This is a genomic window from Halorubrum sp. SP3 (genome assembly GCF_005435195.1).
Lineage (GTDB): Archaea > Halobacteriota > Halobacteria > Halobacteriales > Haloferacaceae > Halorubrum > Halorubrum sodomense.
Genome location: NZ_SGTU01000003.1, coordinates 161124 through 187437, shown reverse-complemented (window position 1 = coordinate 187437; position 26314 = coordinate 161124). Strand labels below are relative to the sequence as shown.

The following is a 26314-nucleotide window of genomic DNA, read 5'->3' as shown; positions in this document are numbered from 1 at the left end:
TGAGCCGGAACTCTATGCGTGGTGCCCTAGACACTCTCCCGATACAGAAGAGGAGGAACAAGCGCTGTGGAAGCAAGTGAAACGAGGAGACTTGCTAGAACAGGCCCAATCATGGGAAGATTATGACTAATAGCAGGTCTAAGCATCTCTGAGAAAACTAGTACGTAAGGCGAGTCGAACTACTCTTGATGTCGTGCCTTATCCATAATCTCATGTACATCTAACGCCTCGCGTTGTTGAACCTCTCCCTGAGCATTTACCGCTAAATGCGCAAGAGGCTCTACCAGAGGGCGGACATCCGAATCAAGATAGGTGTTATACTCTCTTGATACTGACTCCAAATCATCCTGTAGTTCAATGATGTGTTGGTAGAGGTCGGATACTAAACTGTCAGGACAGTCCGTCAGGTCATATTTTGCAAGACCTCTTAACTCGGCTGTCTTCTGTCTATCTTTGCTGTTTTGATTTTCTGTGCTCATTTTTAGTCACGATTCCGTATCAACTGAACCAGCCGTCAGTGGTTCCAACTGTCGACTGAAACTGCGGTCAGCTGAATGTCTCGGTGAGGTGTCACGGACAGTCCGCGACAGCGCATCAATGACAACAACAGGTACGTTGGTTCAGTTAATATACTTTCCTTAAAATAAGCCTCTGTCTATCGGTTTTGTAGTTCCACCATACAGTGGTTCCCGTGCTAAATGAAGAAATCTACATATCCTTCCGAATAACCAGACTGGTTCAGACGATTCAGGTTCTGTGGTGAGGAAGTCATCTCCGTGCTGTAGATATGTATAAAGCCGGAATAGCAGTCTCTGAAACTATGACAATTTTCTGGAAATTGTACAGCATCGGGTCTGGCTACGATAGAGAACGCACCTCAGCTGAAATTCAAAGGGGTAATTAGATGGTTCAACTCCACATCGTTGGTGGGAACGCAAAGACCTCCTATGGGATTTATATAAATTCGTCTCTCGTGGATGATACTGGATGGGAGACCGGTGATTCCCTTCGAATCACTGTCGTCGACGGAGAATTAATTCTTGTCACACACGAACAGATGCCGGTTAACCAATGGATTGAGCTCTACGACGCTGCAACTACAAATGAAACAATCAATGAAATGGACCCAGCAGACCTCATCAAGTTACGGGACTTCTCTGACGGTTCCGATGGTCGTCGACCATCTTCGGTGACTTCGCTGTCTCGACTTAGCGACTCAGGACATCGGGTTCTCGTCACAAACGCAGTACACCGACTCAGATTAACGGCGAACACTGCAATCCACCGACAGGCAAACTTGGGTGTACTCGTTCTAATTCCGGCCTCTATCGAGACAGAGGACGTAAATGAACGAGTTCGAGATATTTTGGATAAGCGTGAGTCACAATTGGGAAACAGCAGTAACCCTACCGAATAGATATGACCTCTGACAAAGCCGGACTAAGACTCACTAATAGGACAGCTGCGGGCTGTTAGCTAGTAATACCATATCTTGGTGGCTTTCACGTTGGTATTCAGCCGTTACACTAGGTGATAATACAGACGCAACTACTTACTAACCCCCCCACATTTGTGACAGTATCATCAATGGCTCCACAGATTCCCACACTCTTTGAGTCGTGTACTCCCCACGACGATGTGCTATCGGGAACACTGTCGGAAAATGAGTTCGCTGCGAAGCTCTCCGATGTAGTGTTTCGACAGGATGAGGCCCCTGAAATCTATGGAAACCCGGATACCTTCTTCGAGAAGACGTATCCAACAGATGGACTACAGGACCTCCTCACTCTGCTTGCGAAACGATACGTCGGCAAAGAGCAAGACGAGTTCAGCGGAGAAGATGGGCTTCTCTCACTCGATACGGTATTCGGTGGTGGAAAAACCCACTCACAAATCGCCGCGTACCACTTCTCGCAGAACCCGGACGTAATCGACGACCTATCACAGTACATCGTCGACGACGAAGCACGTTCGCAGTTTGAAGAGGTCAAAGACGAACTATCTGTTCGGACAGCCGTTTTCGAAGGCGGGTACGTCAGCGCGAGCAAGGCGAAATGTAACAAGGACGACCCGAGTGCACCGAACACGCAGACGATGTGGGGCGAACTCGCGTATCAGCTAGCCGGTGCGGAAGGATACGCGATGTTTAGCGAGTACGACAACGACCGCGTTGCCCCCGGAGAGTCGGACGTAGTCGAACTCTTCGAGATGATGGACGACCCGGGACTGGTACTCATCGACGAGGTGGCCCAATACTTCGAGCAGGCCGCAGCCGTCGGTGTCGAGGGGTCCACGCTAGCTGACCAGACGAACTCCTTCCTCTGGTCGCTCATGCGAGCCACGCAGAACACCGACGCAGTCACTGTCATCCTTTCAGTCTCTGCTACTGCGTTCGAGGACCGCGCACAGGTAGTCCAAGACCTCATCACCGACCTCGACGGCATCTCCGAACGCACCGAACACGCGGTTACACCTACCGATGACGACGAGGTCGCGGCAGTCCTCCGGCATCGATTGTTCGAGTCGGTCGACGACGATGTTGCATCTCGCGTGGCTGAATCGTACCAAAGCTACTACCGTGACTTCGAAGACGAGCTCCCTGACAGAGTCACCAAGGCAGAGTTCAAAGAGCAACTGGAACAAACGTACCCGTTCCACCCGACGCTCATCGACCTTCTGGGGAAAGAGATAGACACGCTACCCAACTTCCAGCGGACCCGGGGTGCACTCAAACTAGTCTCGCGAGCGGTCCATCACATCTGGAGCAACGAGGAGTCGAACGCGGACCGTCACTACGTCCGGACGTTCGATATGCATCCCTCGGACGACCACGTTTGGTCGACGCTCCTCGACCTCTTCGAGCACATCGAGCAAGACCTCCGGACTGCCTCGAAGTCGGACATCTACACGAACGACGGCAAGGCAGCGTGCCAGTATGAGGATGACAACTGGACGCCAATGGGCCACCCGCCGATTGCGACTCACCTCGGAACGACCATCCTCTGGAAAAGTATTGTCTCCGGGGGGAACCGCGGTCGTGGTGTAACTCGTCGGAAGCTTTGGGAGATGATTCTGGAGCCGGGCGTCGAACTTGACCACTACCGTGACGCTCTGAAAAACCTGAACGAGACGGGCTCGAACCCGGACACAGAGGCGTTCTTCCTCTATGAGACGGAGAACGGTCTCCTTCGGTTCAAGGGAGAGCCGAAGATTTCGAAGCTCATCACCAACGAGGCGCAGCAAATCGAGCCCGGTGTCGCTCGCAACCGTCTCGAACAGACGATTCGAGGTGCGCTTGGCGGTGGTGTCTTCGAGACTATCTACGACCCGCAAGCACCCTACGAGGTCCCAGACGACTACGAAACAGTCCGTCTGTGTGTGATGGGCTTCGACGCGGTGACCGTCACGAGCGACCTTGACGAGCCTCCCGAACTCCTCCAGACGCTGGCGAACAAGACGGGGAACTCGCCGGGGTCCGAAAAGAAGCGAGTCTACCGGAACAACATCGTGTTCCTCGCTGCTGGCGAGCAGGAAACAGACGGGGCGCTTGACCATGCTCGCCGTGTCAAAGCGATGGAACGGGTTCTCAACGGCGAAGCATGGGAGGCCGAGCTCAACAGCGCTCAGCGTGATGACCTCGACGAGCGTCTCCAGAAGGAATCTGCTCTTCTCGGTGAATCGGTCCGGCAGTCCTATCGGCACCTCTACTACCCGGACTCTAGTGGGCTGTCGAACGAGACCATCGACTCCGTCAACGACAGCTCAGACCTCCACGACATCGTCTTCGAGAACCTCGAAAGCCTCGACAAGCTCATCACGCAGGACGAGGGGGCACTCGGGACGACATGGTTCCGCAACCGTATCTGGCAGTCGGAGCCGGACTCGATGACGACGCTGGACATTCGCAAGCTCGTCGCGAAGCGGACGGACATCCGCATTCTCCTTGACCCGAGACCGCTTCGAGCCACCATCCGAGCCGTGACGACCAGCGATATGTCGACGTACGTGTTCTGGGACGACACGGTCGACGAGGGGTACTGCTCGGAAGGAATGACCGTGAACACCGCCGAAGGTGAGAAAACGCTCTCCGAGGCCGAGCAGATGTCTACGGACCTTCCAATGTCGAGTGTCCTGATTAGCGACGACCACCACGTCTTCGGCGACGGAGAGAAGCTGCTCGCCGAACACGACCTCGACTTCCCCGAGGATACCGAAGAAGAAGGCGAAGACGAAGGCGGCTCGGAAGGCGGCAGCAGTGCTGGGACTGGTGGCACGGCCGGAGGAACGGGCGGTGGTGGGACCAGTGGTGGAGTCAGTCCGCCACAGCGTTCCGAGCTGTCGTTCAACGCCAGCACGGACTCCCCGAGTGCAATCACGGGCGCGTTCTCGGACGTGAACAGCGCTATCGACCAGAAGAAGATGAGCCTACGAGACAACTACGATGTGTCCAGCAGCGACATCGTCGTCGAGGTCGACACCATCGAAATCGAACTGGAGGGCGACCAAGTCTGGGAGCGAGCGTGGTTCATCTCGAACAAGCTCAAAGATTTAGATAGTATAGGGGAAGCAACCTCCATCGTGTTCGAGTACGTCGCACAAGGAACGGACACCTCTTCCAGCGTCTTCGAGGCTGGCTTCGAGGGGTCCGCAGCGGAGTTCGCCGACCACTTCGGAACGAATCATATTCCGGAGAGCTTCATCAGCGCTGGTGGGGACTCGGAAGGCGAGGCTGTCCTCATCATCGATACGGAGTCGATTCAGGACAACACCCGCGAGGCAACACTCGACGTGCTACAGGAGGCACTCGAAGGTCTCGGTGGGATTAACAACGTCGAGCTGGTGGTCTCTGGAGTTGTGAAAGAGGCGTCGGAGCAGAGTGAAGAGGTGAGCGCATGAGCATCGAGGCGGAGTCATTCGCCTACGGCAGCAGTATGTACGGCGGCCGGCCGACGTTCGCTTTGACGCGTCTGCTGGGTGACGACGCCGGCCTCACGCTGTACGAGCTAATTCCCGAAGACCTCGCTGACGGTCGCCAGAAGCGATTCAGTAAGGCGAACAGTAACCGGAAGCTCATGAGGGCCGGTATCACGGACGCGATTCCGGACGCACAGGAAGACTCAACTGGCGTCCTTGACTTCTCCAGCGTTGGGGCCCCCTCAGCCCGCGCACCTAACGACTGGCAGTGGAACGATTGGTGTGCCCTGAAAATCACGACTCTATCCGACAGCCGACAACAGGCCGTTCACCGACTGGTTCGCGACGTACTGAACGACAGTGGAGTTGACCCTGACTTCGTAATGCGCGGGGAGGGTTCGGCCGTGCTCTCGGAAAGTAGTGGAATTCGGCTGACAATCGCGTTTCTCGCGATGAAGCGGCTTCAGAAGTACGAGAAGCTGACTACCGTCGCCGACAGCATTGCCCGGATGAGTCTGGAGGAGTGCTACTACTGGCACGCGAAGTGTCGGTCTCCATCCAGTCCGAACGGTGTGAAGGCGCTACGAGTGCTGCTTGCCGACCATCTCGAATAATCCAATGTCCGAAAATACCAATGACGAGAGTGACGAGTTGAAGAATTTGAAAATCGAAGGGCCACTACCGACCAAAACGGTGGGGATAGAAAGCGTGAAGGAAGGCAATCCAGAATCGATGTCTCCCCACCGGCGGATATTCAAATGGTTCGCACGCCGGCCTACTGCGACGACTCGGCTTGCGATTCTCGCGTCCGTGCTTCCACCGGACGTTTCTAACGACAAGTTGCTCCGTTGGATGTGTATCGGCCCACGGACAAGTGGTGTATCGGATATCGACGATTATGTCGTCAAAAAATATGCTACGAAAGACGATAGAACGGGGTCAATCGAGGACCACTTCGGCTACGAGTATCCGCACAAAAACGTCCCCTCAAAATCTGAGTTTGAGGAACTACACTCAACGCTTCGGGAGCACTGGGACGGACAGCTCCCAACTGTACTCGACCCGACCGCGGGCGGCGGAACGATTCCGCTGGAAGCTACTCGATACGGTCTTCCCACTATATCTAACGAGCTAAATCCGGTAGCGTGGTTGCTAAACAAGGTAATTCTCGAACATGCTCCAAAAGAGGGGTCCATTGAGTCAGATGTGCGGACGTGGATGAACGAGATTGAGAGCATCGTTCAGGAGCGTCTGGAACCATTCTTCCCGGAAAAGAACGGGGTTGAGCCGAACCAATACTTCCGGGCCTACAGTATTGACTGCCCTTCGTGCGGGAAACAGATTCCTGTATCCAATCGCTGGTGGTTCAATCAAAAGAAAGGGATTGCCAGCAGGCCACAGTATGAGGACGAAGGTCTCCAATTTGAGATTGTACACATACCAGAAGATGTCTCAAAGGACGAATTTGACCCAAGTGAGGGGACGGTAAGCGGTGGAGATATTGAGTGTCCCCATTGCGACGTGGTGACTGAGCGAGAGGATGTTGTATCGATGTTCTCGAATGGAGAATTCTCTTATGAAGTCTGTGGTGTGAGATACTCTGAATCTGTACAGGGTTCACAGTATCACTCGCCGTCACAGGAAGACCGCGATGCGCTTGCGCGGGCGGCAGATAAGATAGAATCCGAGATTGACCTCGCGACCCTTCTCACCACAGACCGCTACGTTGGATTCTATGACCGTTCTGCCCCCTATGGAATTACCCAATGGAGGGACCTATACAGCCCCCGTCAACTCCTTTCTCACGCTACATATCTTGACGCATTTGATGAAATAAAGAAGGATATCTTGGACGAATATTCTCAGAACCGAGCAGAGGCTATCCTCACGCTTCTCTCGTTTATATCTATAAAACTGATAGAACGCAATTCCAGATTACAACCTATTGACATTCGTCGAGGGTCTCCCAGCAGTATGCTAGGTAATAATAACTTCTCATTCCAGTGGCATTTCTCTGAGAGCAACCTGATGAGTGGGACTTACAGTTACCAGTCTGAATCAGATAACGTATTGTCGAACTATGAGCATATCTCGGAGTATGTCTCACACCTTGAGGACCCGGATACAACGGTGCGGTGTGGAGATGCCTCAAATCTACCAATAGATACCGAATCGATTGAGGCAATTGTCGTTGACCCCCCGTATGGAGACAATATCATCTACTCCGAGGTCGCCGATGCGTTCTATGTCTGGTTCCGCGAGTATCTGGGGGACATCTATCCTGAAGAGTTCAGCACACCAGAAACTAACAAAGAAGACGAGGCTGTTGAGAACCCCTCTTTGGTATCAGATACGGAGTCTGGCTCTAAGCGTGAAGTGGCACGGAATAAATACGAGAATAGAATGAGTGACATCTTCGGCGAGGCGTACCGAGTCCTCGAAGAGGGAGGTGTTCTCACAATTTACTTTACAGACAAGGAAATTGCTGCGTGGGACTCGCTCACTATGTCTATCATAAATTCCGGGTTCAATATAACGGCAACCCACACCATTACCAGCGAAATGCCACAGCGGATTGGTGTACAACAAGACGCTTCCGCAGATAGTACCCTTCTTCTAACTTGTAGGAAGCCTACTACTCAGCCTGACGACCGAATGCCAACCCTTTGGCGGGACATAAAGGATGAAACCAGACAGGTAGCCCGCGAGAAGGCAAGTTCCTTGCTCGAATCTGAACACAACTTGACTAAGACGGATACAATAATCAGCGCATTCGGCCCCACGTTACGAGTGTTCACGGAGAACTATCCCGTGGTCGATGATAAGGACGAGCTGGTTCGACCGCGAGAAGCGCTCCGTGAGGCAAGGACAGCAGTCACCGAGGTCCTGATACAACGAGAGCTGGCTGGGTCCCTCGACGATGTAGATTCCCTATCAACGTGGTACATTCTTTCATGGTTGGTCTATGAGCAGCAGTCAATCCCATACGATGAGGCACGACAACTTGGCCTCGGTGTTGGAGTCCAGATTGATGAGGTAAAGAGCGATACCAAAATCTGGAGCAAAAGTAGGGATGACGTGGTCTTATCTGGACATCAGGGCCGTGTACAGAGCTACTCTGAATTGGAAAGCGGGGTTAAAAGACGAGCCAGAAAGTATCCTGTTGACCCGAGAGAGCAGTCATTCGAGAATAGAATCGACGCAGTCCATGCGGCATTAGATGTATTGAGCACCAAAGGAAGCGACTTTGCATGGAACTGGTTGAAGGAACGTGACTTGCAGAATGACTCTGCTTTCAAGAGTACCATAGAAGGGTTACTACAAGTGCTGCCGGAGCAACACGATGATTACGACCTCTTGAAGAATTTAGTTTCGGGAGAAACCGGCGAGTTGCTGGAAATAAACATTGCTGTCCTTCAGAGTCCGGACGATGTGGAAAGCTCTCGGACCACTCTAGACGAGTTCTGAGCACGCATGCCTTTTCAGAATTTGAACTGGAACCGAATCTATGAGAGCAACTTTCGGGGTAATCAGACCCTTGTAGGCGACTTCTATCGCCCACTTCTCGCACATTCTGTCCAGTACGACCGTCTCGCCGGCTACCTGAGCCTCCAGAACCTCGCCGACGCGCTACAGGGAGTCGAATCCGCATTCGAATCTGATGGTGAAATCCGCATCATCGCCTCAAAGCGCCTAAGTCAAGAGAACAAACCGGTTCTCACCGACGACGCTCCCCTCTCCGAGGAAGGCGAGTCACGGCTCGCCCTCATCGCCCAAATGCTGGACGAGGGACGGCTTCAGCTAAAAATCGGGGAACCGCGGAATAACTCCGATTCGGGAATCTTCCATCCCAAGCTCGGCATCGCGACCGACGCCGACGGGAATCGAATCACGTTCGAGGGAAGCATCAACGAGACCTACAACGCGTGGTATCGCAACTACGAGCGATTCAAAGTCCACCGCTCGTGGGACGAGGTCGAGAACGAGTACGTCGAGGAGGACGTGAAGACTTTCGAGCGTCTCTGGGACGAGGAGCACGACGATGTCGAGGTCACGAATATTGACGATGCCATCGAGCGAGATATCCTCGACTGGCAGCCCGAGTCTGACGAGGAAGTCGAGGAGCACGTCGAACGCCTGAAGAAATCAAGCGAGCCGCCTGCCTCTGAAGCGACAATCACCCGTATCGCCAACGAGCGTGAGCTCCTCCCCGGTGCGATGCACATCGCCGAGGACATCAGTTCGATTGAGCCGTGGCCTCACCAGCGTGTCATCGCAGACACGGCGGCGAGCATCTACCCCGAGAGTCTCCTCCTCTGTGACGAGGTTGGCCTCGGGAAGACCATCGAGGCCGGGCTGACCATCTCTCGACTCCTCACCATCGGTGAAGTGAGCGATGCCCTGCTGCTCGTGCCCGCTACAGTCCAGCCACAGTGGCAGGAAGAGCTGCTGGAGAAGTTCAACATCAACGCCTACTCCTACGAGTACAGCGGTGCACAGCGTGTCCTGCGGGACGCCTACGGCATCGAGCACTCCCTGTCGGACTACGAGACCATCGACGCGTGGGAAGACTCTCACATCGGTGAGTTCGTCTCTGACCGTGACGAGCCGACAGTGGTACTTGCCTCGTGGCATACCGCACGGCGCTCGGGGAACATGGGAATGTTCTCACCCTCCGTTCACTGGCAGGAGGAACATCCGGGCGACCCACCGAAGGATAACTTCGAATGGGACCTCACGCTCGTCGACGAGGCTCACCACGGTCGCGAGGGAACGAATCTCTACGAGCTACTCACGGAGTTACAGAACGACACGGTGTGTAACTACGTGTTGACGGCGACGCCGATGCAGCTCGAAATTACTGAGCTATTCGACCTCCTGCGTCTCTGCGACCTCCCCGACGGGTGGAACGACCGCGAGTCGTTTGACACGTATTTCGAGATGCAGCAGGACCTCGCAGAGGCGCTTGACGAAATCGATGCGGATGGTTCAGAGACTGTCGAGGAAGTTCTCCCCGACCTCGCATCGAAGTGGAACTACGAACCGTATGAGGGACTCACCCATCTCCGTACGTGGGCGGGGATGATTCAATCATTTGTACAGGAGCACGAGGACGTGGCTGAATGGGTCGAGGAGCAGGTCGATGATAGCAACTTCGGGCTGAGCGAACGTCGCCAACTAAATCGTGTGCTTGGTACTGGTAAGCTTGGAACTCGTGACTGGGAAACCAAATTCTCGAATCTCTCTGTCGACAGTCTCTATTTCCTTCTCGAACTTGGAGACGAGACGACCCCAGTCAAGTCTCGGGTATTCCGGAACACTCGGCAGACCCTCCGCATGTGTCAGAAGGCGGGTCTTCTTAACCAGAATATCCCTCGGCGGGATATCGAGACACGGTCGGTTGAACTTGGAGATGCTGAGCCACTCTATGACCGTGTAGAATCGTACATTAGTGACGTATACGACCAGTCGAAGAAGCTCTTGGAGGGTAAAGAGAGAACTGCTCTCGGCTTTGTGATGACTACGTACCGGCAGCGCCTCACTTCGAGTCTCCATGCTATCGAGGAGTCTCTCAAACGTCGCCGAGAGAACCTCAGCTCCGAGCTTCAAGACGTATCGGGAGTTTCAGAAAGCGACCTTCAGACAGGAGATATTGCCGGTCGTGAGGAAGTGCTTCGGCGAGAATACGGCCTGCGTGTGGACCAAATCGGAGCTAACAGTCCTGCTGGCGAACGAGTCCGGCAGTTCGAACTGAGCGAATTAGAGGCCTTCATCGCGCAACTCTACGATGTTCCCGAGGACCCCAAGTTGGAGCAGTTGATGCAAGACCTGAACGAGCTCAGCGCGAAAGCCCGGGACACGGTCATTATCTTCACACAGTATTCAGACACGCTTGATGCAATCAAGCAGAAGGTCTCTCTCAGCCACCACGGTGTTGGTACATACTCGGGCAGCGGTGGCGAGATATATGACGCTGCTGAGGACAAATGGTCCGGCGTGAGTAAGGAACGTGTGAAGCGCGAATTCACCGACCCTGACGGAGACCTCACTATTCTCGTTTGTACGGATTCGGCGAGTGAAGGGTTGAATCTCCAGACCTGTGATGCGATGATAAACTACGATATGCCTTGGAATCCTCAGGTCGTAGAACAGCGGATTGGCCGAATTGACCGCATTGGACAGAAAAACGAGAAGGTGCTCGTGTGGAACTACATCTACGACGATACCGTTGAGGAAGATATCTATGAGCGTCTGGGAGAGCGAATCAGTCTATTCGAGCAGGCAGTTGGACCCCTACGTCCGATTTTGGATGGGTTAGAGGGCGAAGTTCAGAGTGTCGCGATGGGGGAGTCGGTGAAGTCGGGAGAGGATATCGCCTCTGAAGCGGAAGAACAGTCGAAAGAGGCGGAACAGAAAGTCCGGCAAGTGGGATTGACACAGGACCTCGACGAGGTTCATGCAGAGGATATAATCGAAGAAGCCAAGCTCTACGGATGGACGACTTCGCATCCTGATGTTGGTCGTATCGGATATCCCGACCGACCGTTCGACCCCCTCATCGACCCAGATGTGGTAAAACGGCTCTTCACCCAGAGTCAGGTACTCCGGAATAAGGGCTGGACGTTCGAGATGCTCGACCGTCAGCTAACCAAAGATGAAGACGCTCCGTATCAGAAACTCTATCGTCTGAACATCCCGGAAGATGCGAACCCACCAATATCTCGTGAACCTCCTGAAGACACGGTACAAGCGATATATGCCGATGTAGACGAGGTATTGGTCTCGTTCGACCCGGAAGTGTTAGAGTGGTATCCCTCTGTGGTGATTCCGCTCCCGCACCAGAAGCTGTTTGAGTACCTCCTCACCGAGCTCAAAGAGGAACTTGACGGGACCATTGAAGACGAGGTCGTCCGTGTTGCAGGGCGTCTCAATGAACACGGTACCAAGGTCTGGACTGAGCCATCTGCAGTCTCTGATGCCCACGTCGCTACCTACGCGACAGAGGCACAGCGTCGTTTGACGCTCGATGTTCCGTTACCTGATGAGGCAACTGGGAAACGAGAAATCGGTGATTGGTTGGAGAGGTCGCTAGAATAATGTGTATTATATGTATGCCCGGGTCAATTTATTGTTCACCGGGCTGTTCAATTGTGCTTCAATCGAAGTCAGTTAGAAGGAAGTGAGCCTACCGAGGTCGTTGTTTTGGTCCGTCTAAGCGAGTTTGACCTTGAGGTGCGCCTCGTCACCGATGAGGTAGATTCGACGGTAGACCTCGAAGTGGAAGGCACGGCTATTGATATGAAGATGCGGAATTTCTCTCTTCCGTCTACGGGGCATAGAAGAACAACCAGTAACTGACACCACCGTAGATTCCCATCGTCGCGAGATGGTGTGTGTTCCCTTGAAGGAATCGACTGAGAGTCTGAGAACCGTACGCAAGATACCAGAAACCGATAAGATGTCGGACGGCCATAATCATAACCAGCAAGAGGAATCCCCCGACCACCGGTAATCCTGTGAACGACAGAATCCAACTCACCGTCCCATATCCCACGACGAGTATAATTCCACTTCCAAATAATGTCCGGGTCGCACTAGGGCGCGTCTGTTCACCCTCGTCCATTTCCTCAACGAATTCACGAAGTGTATTCCATTTCTCAATATCTCTCTCAGGGATGACGCCGGGCTCTTGCAGAATGAGGTATGCGAACTCAAAATAGAACTTTGCGAGTACAGTTAATATCAGGCTATGTAACCGACTATCAACCTCCTCATTTCCGTTCTGTACCGCCAATCCTTTCGTAAAAAACGCCGAGCCCCACCATATGCGATAGTCACCAAAAACGAATTCCTGTAGCACTACGATGAACAGGACTGCCACAATCAGTGAAAGGGAGACTATGTTAATTCTTGTTGCCCAGTCACCGACCGTACTCAAGACCGTGTTGCTAATCTGAAGCACGCATATGATTGATAGCATCTCAATCGGTCGTACTGTCCAGTTTAGAACGGCTTCTTCGTCGGTATGTTTCCCGATGACTCCCATCCGGCGGACAAGAGTCAACACAAGTAGAGCGAGAGCACAGAGAGTGATTATCAACGAATGTCTCACCGTCGAGTTGAGGGAGGTGAGTGTAGCTGTTGCGACTAAGGCCGTGAACGCTATCTCGAAATCGACGGATTCTGGTTGCTCTTTCTCAAAGATTATGTCGACTAACCTGTCAACATCCGTCATAAATTAGAAATTCTACTGAGGCGATATGAATCTCCGGATTTTTCAGTCACCGACCCAAAGTAGCCGGGAGCAAATTCCTAGAGTGCCAGATACCAATTCTAGAAGACATCTTAGCAATCAGTCAAACCAGATTCTTTTACGCTACTTCATCAGTGAGTATGATTCATGACCTGTCGGTCATAATCAGAAATATCAGTAATCGTCCAGCGTAGTTGGATTTGGAGAGTTGGAGTCTGAGGGGATAAAATCCGAGTTTAGTAATTCTCTTAGTTCATCAAGCGTTTGGAAGCCATGAAACCCTTTTTCGAAGATTTTGTTTGGTGATTGGCCGTCATCAACCTCTGGGTCGTAAAGGAACCGTGGCTTCTCTTGTTCCATGGCAAAATCCGCCTGATGAATAGTACCGCCGGTCTCACCAGATGCCCCAATTATAACTGCTGTAGAAATACCGGACGTTACTCTATTTCGCTCAACGAACCTCCCACGATGAATCCCTACTTTACTGCTCGTCTCGCTAACCAAGGCCCCATTATCAGGTATCTGTTCCCCAATCCCTCTATTTCCTGCGGGAACCACTTTCTGTACCTCGCCGGGTAACACAGCGATTGTTTCTCCCCCAGCGTCAAGAGCCCCTTGGTGAGCAGCAGCGTCGACACCGTTTGCTAAACCGCTAACTACAGTTTTGTCCATCTCTACGAGAGTATATGCAATCTTCCGGACAAATTCTAGTCTATGCTCTTTCGCACTTCTGGTCCCCACTACGGCCACTCCATCCTCAAGGGCGGTCACATCACCGTCGACATATAGACACAACGGAGGGTCTGGAATGTTCCACAGTAGGTCCGGGTAATTAGGACCGTAGAACGGTACAAACAAGATTCCCTCTGAGTCAAGACCTTCGATATATTGAGAATAAAAATCGATGTCGATAGTCGAAATTTCCTCGCTTAATTGAGATGCAAGTCGAGATTGGTCGTTATCCTCAAGTTCTTTGATTTTCAGATAGTCGGTTAAGAAGTCTTGAGAGATTTCATTTGGGGCTTTCTCCGTGAATAGGTCAACGAAGAGTTTGAGTACACCCTTCTGGTTGAGGTCTTGATTATCGTTGATACCTGCTATGATTGGGTCAAGGTCGTTCATCTTCTGGTATTTCGTCCTCCGGGATGTAGACTTCTGCATCTACGAGGTCCTCAATGTTCTCTGTGCGTGCAATCGTGAGGCCGACCACCTTGGAAGCCCCGGATTCGTTTAGGGCCTTGGCACAGTTTTCAAGAGTTGCTCCAGTCGTCGCAATATCGTCAAGTACGATTACAGAGGGAGAAGTTCCGAATTCTCGAATACACTCTATTTTATTATCAACGTTATCCCACCTCTCTTGGGCACCATCGGTATCTCTCTGTGACCCGTATTCCTCTGACTTCCTCAGTACGTCTCGGAGAGGAATATTTACCCGGTCACTCAGGAGACCGCCAATATTCTCCATATGATTTGATGCTGTACCTTGCGTACCTCGGGGCGGCGGGACCAGCATATCATAGCTCATCAAATCATTCAGATTTTCCATTCCCCATTCGAGAATATCCGCCATTTCGTTGGCATGCTCACCTTCTTTCACTTCGTCAATCGCGTTCGTAATCTCGTGGTCACGAAATTCGTACGTGTAAATCGTCACTGATAAAATTCTCTCTAATTGCTCGAAATCGTTGTAACCATTCTGGCAAAGTCCGCAAACTCCCGTTTTTTGTGCGTAGAAAGGGGATATGGCGTGGCCACACGTATTACACTGGTACTTTGGGTGGAGAATATCTTCGCCTTGAAATTCCCCGATGGACTTCGTGTTGTCCGATATCGAGTAGTACGTCGTCATCTGTTCTGATGGTTGTCACAATCACATATCACCCTTGGGGTCAGTCGACACTGGACACTCGATTTGTCATGTCAATCGTAGTTCCTGTCACGACAAACTGTCCGGCCGTCTCTCGATAGGTCTTGACGCAGGTTGAACCTCTGTCGCACGCAGATTAGTGTTGGAGCGGTCTGTCTCTCAATTGGGAATTCTTTGTGGAGGTGGTGCGAGTCGTCAGGACTAGACATGTAGTAGCTCGAAAATAGTGTTGGTCTGAGTGTAGTGTGATTTTGGAATCATCCACGTGATGTTTTAGAGAGATTGTAGAGGGTGCTAAGGCGGTTAGGCAAACGAAGCGCTATCTATACGGCATTCAGCACAGTCGTCCCTCCGATAAACGGCGAATACAGGCCCTGTAGTCCGTAGATAGAACAAATAAGCGTGTTACTATGAGATATCACCTTCCTCGTAGGGGTCATCCCCGACTGAATTCACGCGATATTCCGTTAGCGGCTTAGTCATTAAGGGGGGGTGGCAACCGAGGCGAGGAGAGGGAGTTTGGTTTTGGTGGTAGAATTCGACCATATTCGACTGGGTTATCCGAGAAAACAGATGGTTTATTTCTGATTCTACTGTATTTGGGGATTACTGGGCTCTAACTACAACGCAGGGTTCGATGAAATCGAGGGAAGATGTCTCTCAGGGACGGGATGTTCAAAAAATGACGGTCGAAACACGATAGCTACCGCTCTTGACCGGGTGTCCCCGGGTGAGTTTCGACCTCAGTCGGTTCCGCCGTCTGTCATGGAGCGGGCGGTTCCGAAGTCATCCCACTTGCCGGATTCCATTTGCTTACGAGCTTCTTCGAAAGCTTCGTTGAGTTCGGCTTGAACATCATCGTCGAGCATTCCTCCACTGGAGATGTCGATGAAGTCGTCGTCGTTCTCAACGACATCTTTCTCGGGCTCCTCTTCGATTTCTTCAGACTCATCATCTTTCTCGGTGCGTGAAGCGAACTTGGCCTTCGCACGTTCCTTGATATCGTTGAGAACCTGCTTGGGGTCAAAGAAGTCACGGAGCCAATCGCGGACGCGCTCGAAGGCGGTCTGACTGGCCCACCGGACGAAGACGCAGCCCTCGTTTACCTTGTGGAGAATTCTGGCGTCAGCGAGCTTTGTAACGTTCCGTCGAACGGAGCTGTAAGAGAGACCGGTCTTCTCTTGAAGATATTTGTAGGTGACAGAGCGTCCCTCGTGTTCGGGGTCGAACATAAGAATGTTGAGGATGTCCTTGTAGGACTCTGTGTTTGAATGGAGAATGAATCCTTCAAGCTTGCGTCGGGCATCTTCTCCCTCCCACGACTCTCGGAGTGAGGCGATGCGGCCTGTGGGTGCTTGGTACTCGCGGGATTCAAACGTCTCATTCTCCTCAGGCTCATCGTCCTTATCTCGGGGCTGGAAGTAGTCGTCAGAGACGAGGTTTTCCTCACCGATGGCAGACATATCGAGGTGGTGAAGGAGGATAGAGTCGAGCCGGTCGATGACCTCCTCCCATGCGCTCGCGTGGAGCTTTCCTTTCACCGCCTTCGTCTCGGTCTTCGGATGATGACGATAGTTGTCCTCAGAGTAGCGGTTCGCGTTCTTCGTTCTGTACGTCTTGATTTTGTCTTTCTTGACTCTGAGTCGACCGTTGTCGTCGCGTGGCCCGGCTAAGTAGCCGAGCTCCTCAAACTCTGTTGAGTTCACCGAGAAGAGCGAGTGGTCGCCGTGGCGAATGTCCTCTTCCATAGTTCCTTCTTCCCCTTCGTTTCCGGTGTGAACGAGGCGGGCAGTGTTCCGCTCCGTGTTGATGACTCGTCCCATGGACGCGAGGTCGTGTCGGACGTAGCGTTCAAGGCCGGAGAAGTAGACTGTCTCCGGGATGGGGTCCCAGTGTGAAATGAACGACGTTCCGAGCTCATTATCGAGGTGCTGGAAGTATTCACCAATCCAGCCGAGGGCTTCGTCAAGACTTGTTGCGTAGGAGATTTGCGCTTTGATGTAGGTCCCGGTGTAGCGCTGACCGTCGACAGCCTTCGGATATCCAAACGGCTTCTTCTGCTTGTTGACGAGGTGTGGTCCACGGGGTTCGAGTGTTAGGGTACACTTCGCAGCGGTGGTCGCAGCTTTTCCGTCGTCAATGTCCTCAAAAAGTCGGAATCGCTGGTCGTCGTAGCCGACAAATTCTTCCTTCTTGTTGAGGTGACCAATACCTGTCGAACTGGAGTAAAAGCCGACGTGATATTCCTCATCGCCCTGCGTCCATGAGGGAGACATATCGCCGACGTGATGCGGATGGTCGCTCCGACCATGGTAGCCGGCCTTGGTGTCGAGTTGGCGCTGTAGGTCTGCGGATTCGTTGTAGAGACCGTTATCGTCTCGAAGCTGGACAAATACGTCTACCCCGTGTGTTCGAGGCGTGTAATTGACGATTTGGGTCGGGATGTCGGTGCTGTTTTCGGGCGATTCAGGCGTGTTGCCGCTATCTTTATGCGGTTTCGAGCTGTTTGTTGACATGAGTATTCGGACCAACTGGCGGCGATGCCGACTCAGGAGAATCGAGTTGAAGGCTCGATTTTCCGTCCTTACCGACTAACTGCCGACTGGAGGGTCTAGCTTGAGAAGAGGGTACATCCGACTATAGCTATGATGCCAGACCAAACGGATGGTTGAGTAGTTCAGTTCTCTTCGGCCCACCAGTGATGGTTTCGATTAGGTGTCGACACCGGCTTGCTTCCCAGAGTGTACGTGTGTACTTCGAGCTCATTGACTTCCCACGCTCGGCGATATTCGTCTTCTACTGGGAAAGGAACTGAGAGTATCGCTCTGACACCGCCTCTTTTGCTCGGGTCATCTGATGGTGGATGCCGTCGTAGCACCGAGGAAATCTCACTACCGTGGCTAACCACATCTAGACCAAGCATTTGGTAGACCCGTGTGACATCCTCAACGTTCCCGACTTCGGCATATTGCCCTGTCGAGACACATGCGACATCTGCTATTCGAGCACTCTCTGGATACTTTTGTTCGTAGGTGATTTCTCTACACCCTGTCCGTCGTAAGAACCACGTGGCCACTGCTTTCAAGTCTGCGTGAAGTGGCGTGATGATTTCAGCTTCTGCTACTCGTCGACGGACCTCTGCGAATTCAGTGGTCGATATTTCTTCGAAGTCGAAAGTGACTGTTTCTAGTGATAGATAGCTGTTTTCGACGAGATATTTTAATCGTCCACTCTTGTGGCTTTGAGGCGGTGGAATCGATAGAGCGGCTTCTGAGCTGCGCTTTTTCGATTGCATTTCACTCTCTCGCAAGCCTCAATTTTTCTTCACTGAGATTCATCAGCATTTCTGCCTTCGGGCCTGCTCGCCATATTGAGCTCCCTTCCGAGGTCCGTTGGAGCCAGCCATACCCTTGGGCTTCTCGACAGACTCGACGAACGGTCGAACGTTCGTTTTCTTTGAATGGCAGGTCGTTGAGCTTAAATTTCCCTGTGCGGATTATCTGCTCCAAAACGGCATCCCAAGCCGAATCGCGTAAAGTCATTGGTCTCGTATCTACTTGGGTATCTGAGTATTTGAACCAGCAACTTTATTCCAGACATATTCATCGGCAATAGACCATAGCAGTTTGCCAGTGTTCTGGAGGGTATGACCTCTTACCCTCCAAGTTTAACAGATGGTACTCACAGATATCTACACGACGAAGGTGAATTTTATACCTGCCAGTCGTGCGGTCAAAAGACCAGTGCTCGTAGTGTTCGCGAAAAGATACACCTCCACCGGTGTGGAAGCCAGCCGAAGTAGAAATCAATTATTTCTGATTTAGGTCGGTTTGACGCGGCACAGCCTTGTGGTCATACTTTCATTTTGGTCTCGGTATTCCGGGTGGCACGCACTCATCGCAGTAGGAGACGAATCCTGAGCCAGTCGGTGGTCCTTGCCCGTCGTATGACCACCACTTACACTGGATGATGGTCGCATCAGGTGGTATCATAGTGCCGCAGTTATGACACTGTATTTCAACGAGATTGTGATTTCCCCGACCTTCACGGAGTATATCGGTAACTGACTCGTTGTCGTCTTTATCACTCATCGATGTTCAACGAATGCCGACATTCGTTCTTTCGTGCGGAGCCATTTCCACTCATTATGAGCGGCGGCGACTATCTCTTGGAGGTCATCATCACAACCACCGCTCACCAAGACAGTTGTTCCGTCGTTTTGGAGGAGGCATTGTCTCTCCATACGGAGTAGAGGGTTCTTCCAGAGATAAGACAGAGATTTTAATCCAAAGCACAAAATCAGCACTAAAATACACACACACCATTATTGGTCAGTTTGTGGTAGTGCCATCTACCCGGTATATATACATTTTATTATACAAGATAGAGCAGATATTGTGTGATTTTTAACGTCTCAGCCGTAGAAGGCTGAGACGTAAACCTAAAGTGTCGAATTCGGGCGTTAGAAGCTTAGGTCCGGGTGCGAGAATCGAACCCGCGTCTCAGCCTCCACAAGGCTGAAGGATAGTCCACTACCCTAACCCGGACACGCGTCGCAAAGTACCCCGCTTCGGTAAATAACGGTTACGACTCCCGGACGGGCGTGGCATCGAGTGGCGTCCGAGGCGGCGCGGCCGAACGACGCGTCGCTCGCCTTCCCGATCACCGCGCCGCTTTTCAGGATCCCCGGCGTATCGGAGCGTAACCGTGGCCTTTACCGACAAGATCTACGTGAAGAACCACCGCCAGCTCGCCTCCCAGCTGGAGACGAACATCCCGAAGGGAGCGTTCGCCGGCGCCACGCTCGATCTGCTTTTCACCGGCGACGGTCTCTCGAAGCTCGACGAGACGACCCGCGACCGCGTCCTCGACTTCGCCGAGGACTTCCTCGACTGCGACTGCGACGCGAACCCCTACTGCGGCTGTCCCGAGGAGAAGTTCATGCGCTACGTCCTCGAACTGCGCGCGGAGGGGTTGGGCCCGCAGGCCATCGTCGACGTGATGACCGACGACTACATGGTGTACGCGTACACCGGCGACGTGCTCTCCTTCCTCGACGACTCCGTCAGGAAGCTCGAGGCCGTCGAGACGCTCGCCGACGTCGACGGCAACGAGGAGATGTCCGAGCGAGCGCGGACGGCGAAGCGAGAGCTTTCGGGATAGCGCGGCGCGAAGCCGGCGCGCTCGGTCCCCGACACCGCCGCTCCTGTCAGTCGTTGTCGGGCGACGCGACGCCGGATCCGATCTCCTCGGCCGCCGGCTCCTCCTCGGTGAGGTTCCCGTCGCGCCAGGTGTCGCGTTTAAACCAGAGGTACGCGACGATCCCGCCGACGACGTTCGAGATCGGGAACGAGATCCACAGCCCCATCGCGCCGAGGGAACCGGCGGCGACCCACGCGACCGGGAGGCGGACGAAACCGAGCGTGATCAGCGAGATGACGGCCGCGATCATCGTGTGGCCGGCGCCGCGGAAGCCGCCGGTGTACGCGCGCATGGCGCCGATGAATCCGAACGAGAGGCCGCTCACGCGGAGGAACGTCGTCGCGTGGTCGACCACGGCCGGGTCCGGGGAGAAGACGCCGGCGATCGGCCGCGCGGCGAGGACGATGATCCCGCCGCCGGCCGTGAGCAGGACGAGCATGGCGCGCGCGCCGAAGTGGTTCGTCTCGGCGGCGCGGTCCAGCTCCTCCGCGCCGATGTTCTGTCCGGTCATCGTCTCGATCCCCTGCGAGACGGCGAGCGCCGGCAGGAAGATCACCGAGAAGATCCGCGTCCCGATGCCGTACGCCCCGCTGACCGCGTTCGGGAAGTTCGCGACCACGACGAGCAGCGCGGTGATGGACACCGACCGCGCCGCCCCCTCCGCGGAAGCCGGCAGGCCGATACCGAGGACGGTCTTGCCGAACTCCGGGTCCGGAAGCATCTCCGAGAGCCGGATCCGAACGCCTCGGTCGCCGCGGAACATGATCTGAAGTCCGACGAGGAGCGCGAGCGCCCGCGAGCCGACGGTCGCGATCGCGGCGCCGGCGATCCCCCAGCCGGCGAACCCGGTCGCGTCGAACGCCGCGGCCTCCAGCCCGCCGAGTCCGAGGAAGCCGAACAGCGGGTTCGCGTCGAACCCGAAGATGAAGATCGGGTCGAGGAGGATGTTGAGGACCACCGACCCGGCCATGACGTACATCGGGGTCACCGTGTCGCCGTAGCCGCGCATCAGCGACATGAACACCGCGAACCCGAAGACGGCGAAGAGGCCGACGGCGTAGACGCGCATGTACTCGACCACGAGCGGCGCCACGGTCTCGTTCACCCCGAGGAGCGCGGTGACGTCGTCGACGAAGACGTATCCCAACACGCCCAGCACGACGGAGATGACGACCGCGTACGCCATCGTCTGCGAGGCGGCGTACGCGGCGCGCTCCTCGTTGCCGGCGCCGGTGTGTTGCGCGACGAGGACGCTCCCCGCGACGGAGACGCCGAGCGCCAGCGAGATCATCAGGAAGACGACGGGGAACGCGAACGTGATCGCGGACAGCGCCTCGGTGCTGTAGCGGCCGAGCCAGAAGGTGTCGGCCAGGTTGTACAGCACCTGAAAGAGGTTCTGGACGACGATCGGCAAGGAGAGGAAGAACAGCGGCCACCCGATGTCGCCCGAGGTGAGGTCGAGCTCGTCGGCGCTCTTGAACAGCGAGTCGACCGAGTCGCGAAGCCCCATCAGCGGCTCACCGCCGAAGGGGTCGCGTCGTCGCGTTCGCGGAGGGGGCTGTACGCGGCGTCGGGGAGCGGTCGTTCCGTGTCGTCCATTCGGTACCTGCCAATACTGACTGACTGGTCAGTCAAAAGCGTTCGGAAGCCGGCGGGCGAGACGCGCGCTTCCCGGGAGCGAGGGGCATTCGAGCTTCCCGGTCACGGGGAGCGGCCGAACGGTCTAAGTGCGCGCGCACCCGAATTCGGCCAATGAGTCTTCGGCCCGCGTGGCTAACGTTCAGGCGATACGCGGCGGCGACGACGGGGATGACGCTCGTCCTCTTCTCGCTCGGCGTCTACACCGCGGCGACCGGCTCCGGGCTGGCGTGCCAGGCCCAGTGGCCGCTGTGTTCCGACCAGCTCATCCCGGCGCTGACGATCAACCCCGACTTCATCGAGTGGTTCCACCGGGCGTGGGCGATGGTGACCGGGTTCCTTATCGTCGGCGTCGCCGGGTGGACGTGGCTCGGCTCCGGGTTCGAGCGCCGGACTCGGCTGGCGGCGACGCTGGCGGTCGCGATACTCCCGATTCAGATCACCGTCGGCGCCATCACCGTCACCCTCGGTGGACTCGTTCCCGGCGGGTACACGGTGTCGACCCACGCCGCGCACCTGATCGTGGCGCTGACCATCTTCACGCTGCTCGGGCTGGCGACCATCTGGGGCGGCGGCCGAGGGAACGCTCGGCTACTACGGGCCGCCGCGGGCGTCGCGGTCGCGGGGATCGTCGCCAGCGCGGTGTTCTCGCGCGCGGTGCCGTTCCTCACCTACGCGCCGCCCGCGCAGGCCGCCTTCTACGCCACCGGGCTCGCCGGCCACCTCGGGCTCGTCGCAACGGTCGCGTACGCGACGGAGGCGGTCCGGTCGGGGTACCCCGGCCTCGACGCCGACACCGCGGGCACCGTCCGCGCGCTCGCCGCCGGGTCCATGACCGCGCTCGTCGGCACGCTGCTGCTCGGCCGCGACCTCGTCCTCTACACCGTCGTCTGGCAGCAGATCAACCTCGTCGCGCTGGGCGTGGCGGTCGCGCTGGCCGCGGGCGCGGCGTGGACCCTCCGCGGAGCCGACGGGATGCGCGACGGCTCCGTCCCGATCGGCGGCGACTGACCGGCGCCGCGCGGCCGAGCTTTTGTGAGCCACCTCGGCAAAGGCGATGTCCGACCCCCAGAGACGGGTTGACCCTGCCCGAGGGAGGAAAGGTTGAAATCGCTCGCCGTACTCGCACGGGTATGACACGCCGTACCCAAGGCGACGTGAGCCGTCGGACGTACCTGAAACTGACCGGCGGATCGGCCGCCGTCGGACTGACCGGCCTCGCCGGCTGCCTCGGCGAGAGCGAGGGCAGCATGACGATCACCCCCGGCACCGCGCCCGGCTTCCCGCCGTTCGAGATGCGGCGGGACGGCGAGCTGGTCGGGTTCGACATCGACCTGCTGGAGGCGGTCGTCGCCGAGACCGACTACGAGCTCGGCGAGTGGGCCACCTTCGACTTCGACGGGCTGATCCCCGCGCTCACGCAGAACGAGGAGATCGACGTCATCGCCGCCGCGATGACCATCAACGAGGAGCGCCGGCAGACGATCGCCTTCTCGGACCCCTACTGGGAGTCCGATCAGGCGATCCTCGTCCGCGAGGGCGGCGACTTCCAGCCGTCGGGGTGGGCGGACTTCGAGGGCGTCCGCGTGGGCGCCCAGTCCGGGACCACCGGCGCCGATCAGGTACAGTCGAACCTCGTCGGGGAGGGGATCATCCCGGAGAGCAACTTCTCGACGTACGACAGCTACGTCCTCGCGGTCGAGGACCTCGTGAACGGGAACATCGACGCCGTCGTCGTCGACAACCCGGTCGCGGAGACGTTCGCCGCGAACCGCGACGTGACGGTCGCGTTCGTCGAGGAGACGGGCGAGCGGTTCGGCTTCGGCCTCCGGCAGGGCGAGTCCGAGTTACAGTCCGCGCTCAACGACGGGCTCGCGACCGTCCGCGACGACGGGACGTACCAGGAGATAACCAACACCTGGTTCGGGCAGGAGTAGGATGTCGGCCCCGGGGTCGCTCGCGCTCGCCGCGGCGGACAGCCTCGGCGCTCTCGCCCCGAGTACTGCCGCCGGTGAGACGCCGCTGACGGCCGCTACAGTCGGGTCCGTGAGCGAGTCGATCGACTGGTGGCTCGTCGGCGACCCCGCCGACTGGTGGTTCGTCCTCCGGAACGTCGACTACCTCGGCGGCGGCCTCCTGTTGACCGTCGGGCTCACCGTCGCGTCGATCCTGCTCGGATTCCTCGTCGGCTTCCCGGCCGGCGCGGTGGAGGTGTACGGCGACGGGCGCTGGAAGCGGCTCGTGGAGACGGTCGGCGTCGTCCTCCGCGGGACGCCCATCGTCGTCATCCTCCTCGTGATCTACTTCGTCGTCGGCGTCCCGCAGGTGAACCTCGGTATCGGGTCGATCTCGCCGGCGGTCTCGGCGGGGATCGCGGGGCTGGGACTGCGGAGCGCGGCGTACCAGTCGCAGATCTTCCGCGCGGCGCTCGGGAGCGTCGACGACGGCCAGCTGGAGGCGGGCCGGGCCGTCGGGCTCTCGCGGTTCGAGTCGATTCGATACGTCGTCGTCCCGCAGGCGCTCCGGCGGTCGATTCCGGGGTTCCAAAACGAGTTCACCATCGTGTTGAAGGACACGAGTATCGTCTTCGCGATCGGGCTCGCGGAGCTTCTGACCCGCGGGTACGACCTGTTCACGCAGCAGACGACCGCGGTCCTCGAAGTCATCCTGTTCATCAGTGGCATCTACTTCGTCCTCACGTTCACGACGAACCGCGCGCTCGATTACCTCGGTACCCGGTACGCGATCCCGGAGGGTGAGTCGACGTGAGTGACGACGTCTTCCTCCGCGTGAACGACGTCTCGAAGTGGTACGGCGACGAGCAGGTGCTCGACGAGGTCTCCTTCGAGATGGACCGCAGCGACGTGACCGTGCTGATCGGCCCGTCCGGCTCCGGGAAGTCCACGATGCTGCGCTGTGTCAACCGGCTCGCGGAGGCGCAGGAGGGGTCGATCACCCTCGACGGCGAGGAGGTGCTCTCGCCCGACACCGACGTCGACAGGCTCCGGCGCGAGGTCGGCATGGTGTTCCAGAGTTTCAACCTGTTCGCGCACCTGAGCGCGCTCGGGAACGTCGCGCTCGGGCCGCGCCGCGTGCTCGGACTCTCAGCGGCCGAGGCCCGCGAGCGTGCGACCTCGCAGCTCGAGCGCGTCGGCCTCGCCGACCAGCTCGAGTCGTACCCGGCGGAGCTGTCGGGCGGCCAACAGCAGCGCGTCGGGATCGCCCGCGCGTTGGCGATGGAGCCGAAGCTCATGCTGTTCGACGAACCGACGAGCGCGCTCGACCCCGAGCTCATCGGCGAGGTGTTGGAGGTGATGCGCGCGTTGGTCGACGAGGGGATGACGATGCTCGTCGTCACCCACGAGATGAGCTTCGCGCGGGCGGTCGCCGACGAGGTCGTGTTCTTGGACGACGGGCGGGTCGTCGAGCGCGGCCCGCCGGAGCAGCTGTTCGAACGCCCCGAGAAGGAGCGAACCGGTCGCTTCCTCGAACGCATCGCGAGCCACGACTGATGGCGGGGGCGACGCGACTGCGGACGGTCGGCGAGCGCGTGGCCGATACGGACCCGTCTGTCGGTCGAATCCTCCTCGTCGCCGCCGGGGCGCTGTTCTGGGGCTGGCTCGTCGTCAGCTGGGTCAACCGATGGCTCGGCGGCGTGATCGCCCCGATCGGCGAGCCGCTCGTCGCGCCGGACGCCGTCGAGGGCGCGCTCGCCGCGGTGCCGGGGCTCGCCGCGGTTGCGCCCGACGTCGCGTTCGTGGTCGGGCTCACGCCGACCCTCGCACAGGGGACGTGGCTCACGGTGGTCATCACCGGCGCGAGCCTCGTCTGCGGCTTCTTCATCGCCGTGCCGCTGGCGGTCGCGCGGGTGTACGGCCGGTTCTCGGCGTGGCTCTCGCTGGGGTACACCGAGCTGTTGCGCGGGACGCCGCTGCTCGCGCAGCTGTTCGTGCTCTACTACGGGCTGAACCTCGCGGCGTCCGTGCCCGCGGCGTTGTCGGGCGTGTTTCCCCGCGACGTGGTCTGGGTCGCGATCCTCGGGTTCACCCTCAACGGGGCCGCCTACCAGGCCGAGTACATCCGCGGGGCGGTCGAGAGCGTCGACGAGGGACAGATCACCGCGGGGCGGGCGATCGGGCTCTCGAAGCTCGAGTCGATATACTACGTGGTGCTTCCGCAGGCGCTCCGGTACGCGATCCCCTCGTGGACGAACGAGTTCGTCTACCTGATTAAGTACTCGTCGCTCGCGGGCTTTATCACGGTCCCGGAGCTGTACTACTTGGCGAACCGGGTCGCGACGGAGACCTTCCGGTACACCACCGTCTTCCTCGTGCTCGGCGCGATGTACCTCGCGCTCGTGCTCACGGCGTCGAAGTTCATGGAGCGCGTCGACGACCGGGTCGCGATCCCCGGGCTCGGCGCGGATCGGGAGCGCTGAC

The 26314-nt window shown here is 56.6% G+C and carries 17 protein-coding genes and 1 tRNA gene; 10 read left to right on the top strand and 8 right to left on the bottom strand.

Annotated elements, in window-relative coordinates:
- Window positions 1-179: 179 nt before the first annotated feature.
- Window positions 180-479 (bottom strand): hypothetical protein, encoded by a 300-nt coding sequence (locus EXE42_RS03645; protein ID WP_137705916.1) that lies wholly within the window; start codon window positions 477-479, stop codon window positions 180-182.
- 1108 nt (window positions 480-1587) lie between these two features.
- Here EXE42_RS03645 and EXE42_RS03640 point away from each other — a divergent pair.
- The 4 genes from EXE42_RS03640 to EXE42_RS03625 are packed head-to-tail and all read left to right on the top strand — an operon-like array spanning window position 1588 to window position 12012.
- The gene (locus EXE42_RS03640) at window positions 1588-4896 is read left to right on the top strand and encodes an ATP-binding protein (RefSeq protein WP_137705915.1); all 3309 of its coding nucleotides are present in this window, start codon (window positions 1588-1590) and stop codon (window positions 4894-4896) included.
- On the top strand, window positions 4893-5528 hold the full coding sequence (locus EXE42_RS03635) for a hypothetical protein (protein WP_008441842.1): 636 nt from the start codon (window positions 4893-4895) through the stop codon (window positions 5526-5528). The genes EXE42_RS03640 and EXE42_RS03635 overlap by 4 nt, the downstream gene beginning before the upstream one ends.
- A 4-nt stretch (window positions 5529-5532) precedes the next feature.
- Window positions 5533-8382 carry a DUF1156 domain-containing protein gene (locus EXE42_RS03630; protein ID WP_137705914.1) on the top strand — a complete coding sequence of 950 codons (2850 nt, stop codon included), beginning with the start codon at window positions 5533-5535 and terminating at the stop codon, window positions 8380-8382.
- 21 nt (window positions 8383-8403) lie between these two features.
- The gene (locus EXE42_RS03625) at window positions 8404-12012 is read left to right on the top strand and encodes a DEAD/DEAH box helicase (protein ID WP_241988322.1); all 3609 of its coding nucleotides are present in this window, start codon (window positions 8404-8406) and stop codon (window positions 12010-12012) included.
- A 229-nt stretch (window positions 12013-12241) separates the two neighbouring features.
- Here EXE42_RS03625 and EXE42_RS03620 read toward each other — a convergent pair whose 3' ends face one another.
- The 6 genes from EXE42_RS03620 to EXE42_RS03595 form a co-directional block, all read right to left on the bottom strand.
- Window positions 12242-13150, bottom strand: a complete 909-nt coding sequence (locus EXE42_RS03620) for a hypothetical protein (RefSeq protein WP_137705912.1) — start codon at window positions 13148-13150, stop codon at window positions 12242-12244.
- A gap of 192 nt (window positions 13151-13342) precedes the next feature.
- The gene (locus tag EXE42_RS03615; RefSeq protein ID WP_158293467.1) at window positions 13343-14290 is read right to left on the bottom strand and encodes a DNA-processing protein DprA; all 948 of its coding nucleotides are present in this window, start codon (window positions 14288-14290) and stop codon (window positions 13343-13345) included.
- Entirely contained in the window at window positions 14277-15017 is a 741-nt protein-coding gene (locus EXE42_RS03610) for a ComF family protein (protein ID WP_137694908.1), read from the bottom strand. Before EXE42_RS03610 ends, EXE42_RS03615 begins: the two co-directional genes overlap by 14 nt.
- Window positions 15018-15778: 761 nt before the next feature.
- Window positions 15779-17551, bottom strand: coding sequence for a hypothetical protein (locus tag EXE42_RS03605; RefSeq protein WP_137705911.1), 1773 nt, complete (start codon window positions 17549-17551; stop codon window positions 15779-15781).
- Window positions 17552-17712: 161 nt separating this feature from the next.
- Window positions 17713-18330, bottom strand: a complete 618-nt coding sequence (locus EXE42_RS03600; protein ID WP_137705910.1) for a hypothetical protein — start codon at window positions 18328-18330, stop codon at window positions 17713-17715.
- A 1179-nt stretch (window positions 18331-19509) separates the two neighbouring features.
- A tRNA-His gene (locus tag EXE42_RS03595) sits at window positions 19510-19582 on the bottom strand.
- Between the two features lie 160 nt (window positions 19583-19742).
- Between EXE42_RS03595 and EXE42_RS03590 the strand changes: the two genes are divergently transcribed.
- Window positions 19743-20198: a DUF5814 domain-containing protein gene (locus EXE42_RS03590; protein ID WP_092923566.1), complete on the top strand. Its 456-nt coding sequence runs from the start codon at window positions 19743-19745 to the stop codon at window positions 20196-20198.
- Between the two features lie 46 nt (window positions 20199-20244).
- Here EXE42_RS03590 and EXE42_RS03585 read toward each other — a convergent pair whose 3' ends face one another.
- Window positions 20245-21747, bottom strand: coding sequence for an MATE family efflux transporter (locus EXE42_RS03585; RefSeq protein ID WP_137705909.1), 1503 nt, complete (start codon window positions 21745-21747; stop codon window positions 20245-20247).
- Window positions 21748-21989: 242 nt separating this feature from the next.
- Between EXE42_RS03585 and EXE42_RS03580 the strand changes: the two genes are divergently transcribed.
- The 5 genes from EXE42_RS03580 to EXE42_RS03560 all read left to right on the top strand — a co-directional run bounded on the left by EXE42_RS03580 (window position 21990) and on the right by EXE42_RS03560 (window position 26313).
- On the top strand, window positions 21990-22886 hold the full coding sequence (locus EXE42_RS03580; RefSeq protein ID WP_255510142.1) for a COX15/CtaA family protein: 897 nt from the start codon (window positions 21990-21992) through the stop codon (window positions 22884-22886).
- Window positions 22887-23008: 122 nt separating this feature from the next.
- Window positions 23009-23812: a basic amino acid ABC transporter substrate-binding protein gene (locus tag EXE42_RS03575; RefSeq protein WP_092923557.1), complete on the top strand. Its 804-nt coding sequence runs from the start codon at window positions 23009-23011 to the stop codon at window positions 23810-23812.
- Window position 23813: 1 nt separating this feature from the next.
- Window positions 23814-24644 (top strand): amino acid ABC transporter permease, encoded by an 831-nt coding sequence (locus tag EXE42_RS03570; RefSeq protein ID WP_092923554.1) that lies wholly within the window; start codon window positions 23814-23816, stop codon window positions 24642-24644.
- Window positions 24641-25387: an amino acid ABC transporter ATP-binding protein gene (locus EXE42_RS03565; protein WP_092923551.1), complete on the top strand. Its 747-nt coding sequence runs from the start codon at window positions 24641-24643 to the stop codon at window positions 25385-25387. The genes EXE42_RS03570 and EXE42_RS03565 overlap by 4 nt, the downstream gene beginning before the upstream one ends.
- A complete protein-coding gene (locus tag EXE42_RS03560) occupies window positions 25387-26313 on the top strand; it encodes an amino acid ABC transporter permease (protein ID WP_137705908.1) in 927 nt (308 codons plus the stop codon). Before EXE42_RS03565 ends, EXE42_RS03560 begins: the two co-directional genes overlap by 1 nt.
- Window position 26314: the final 1 nt, after the last annotated feature.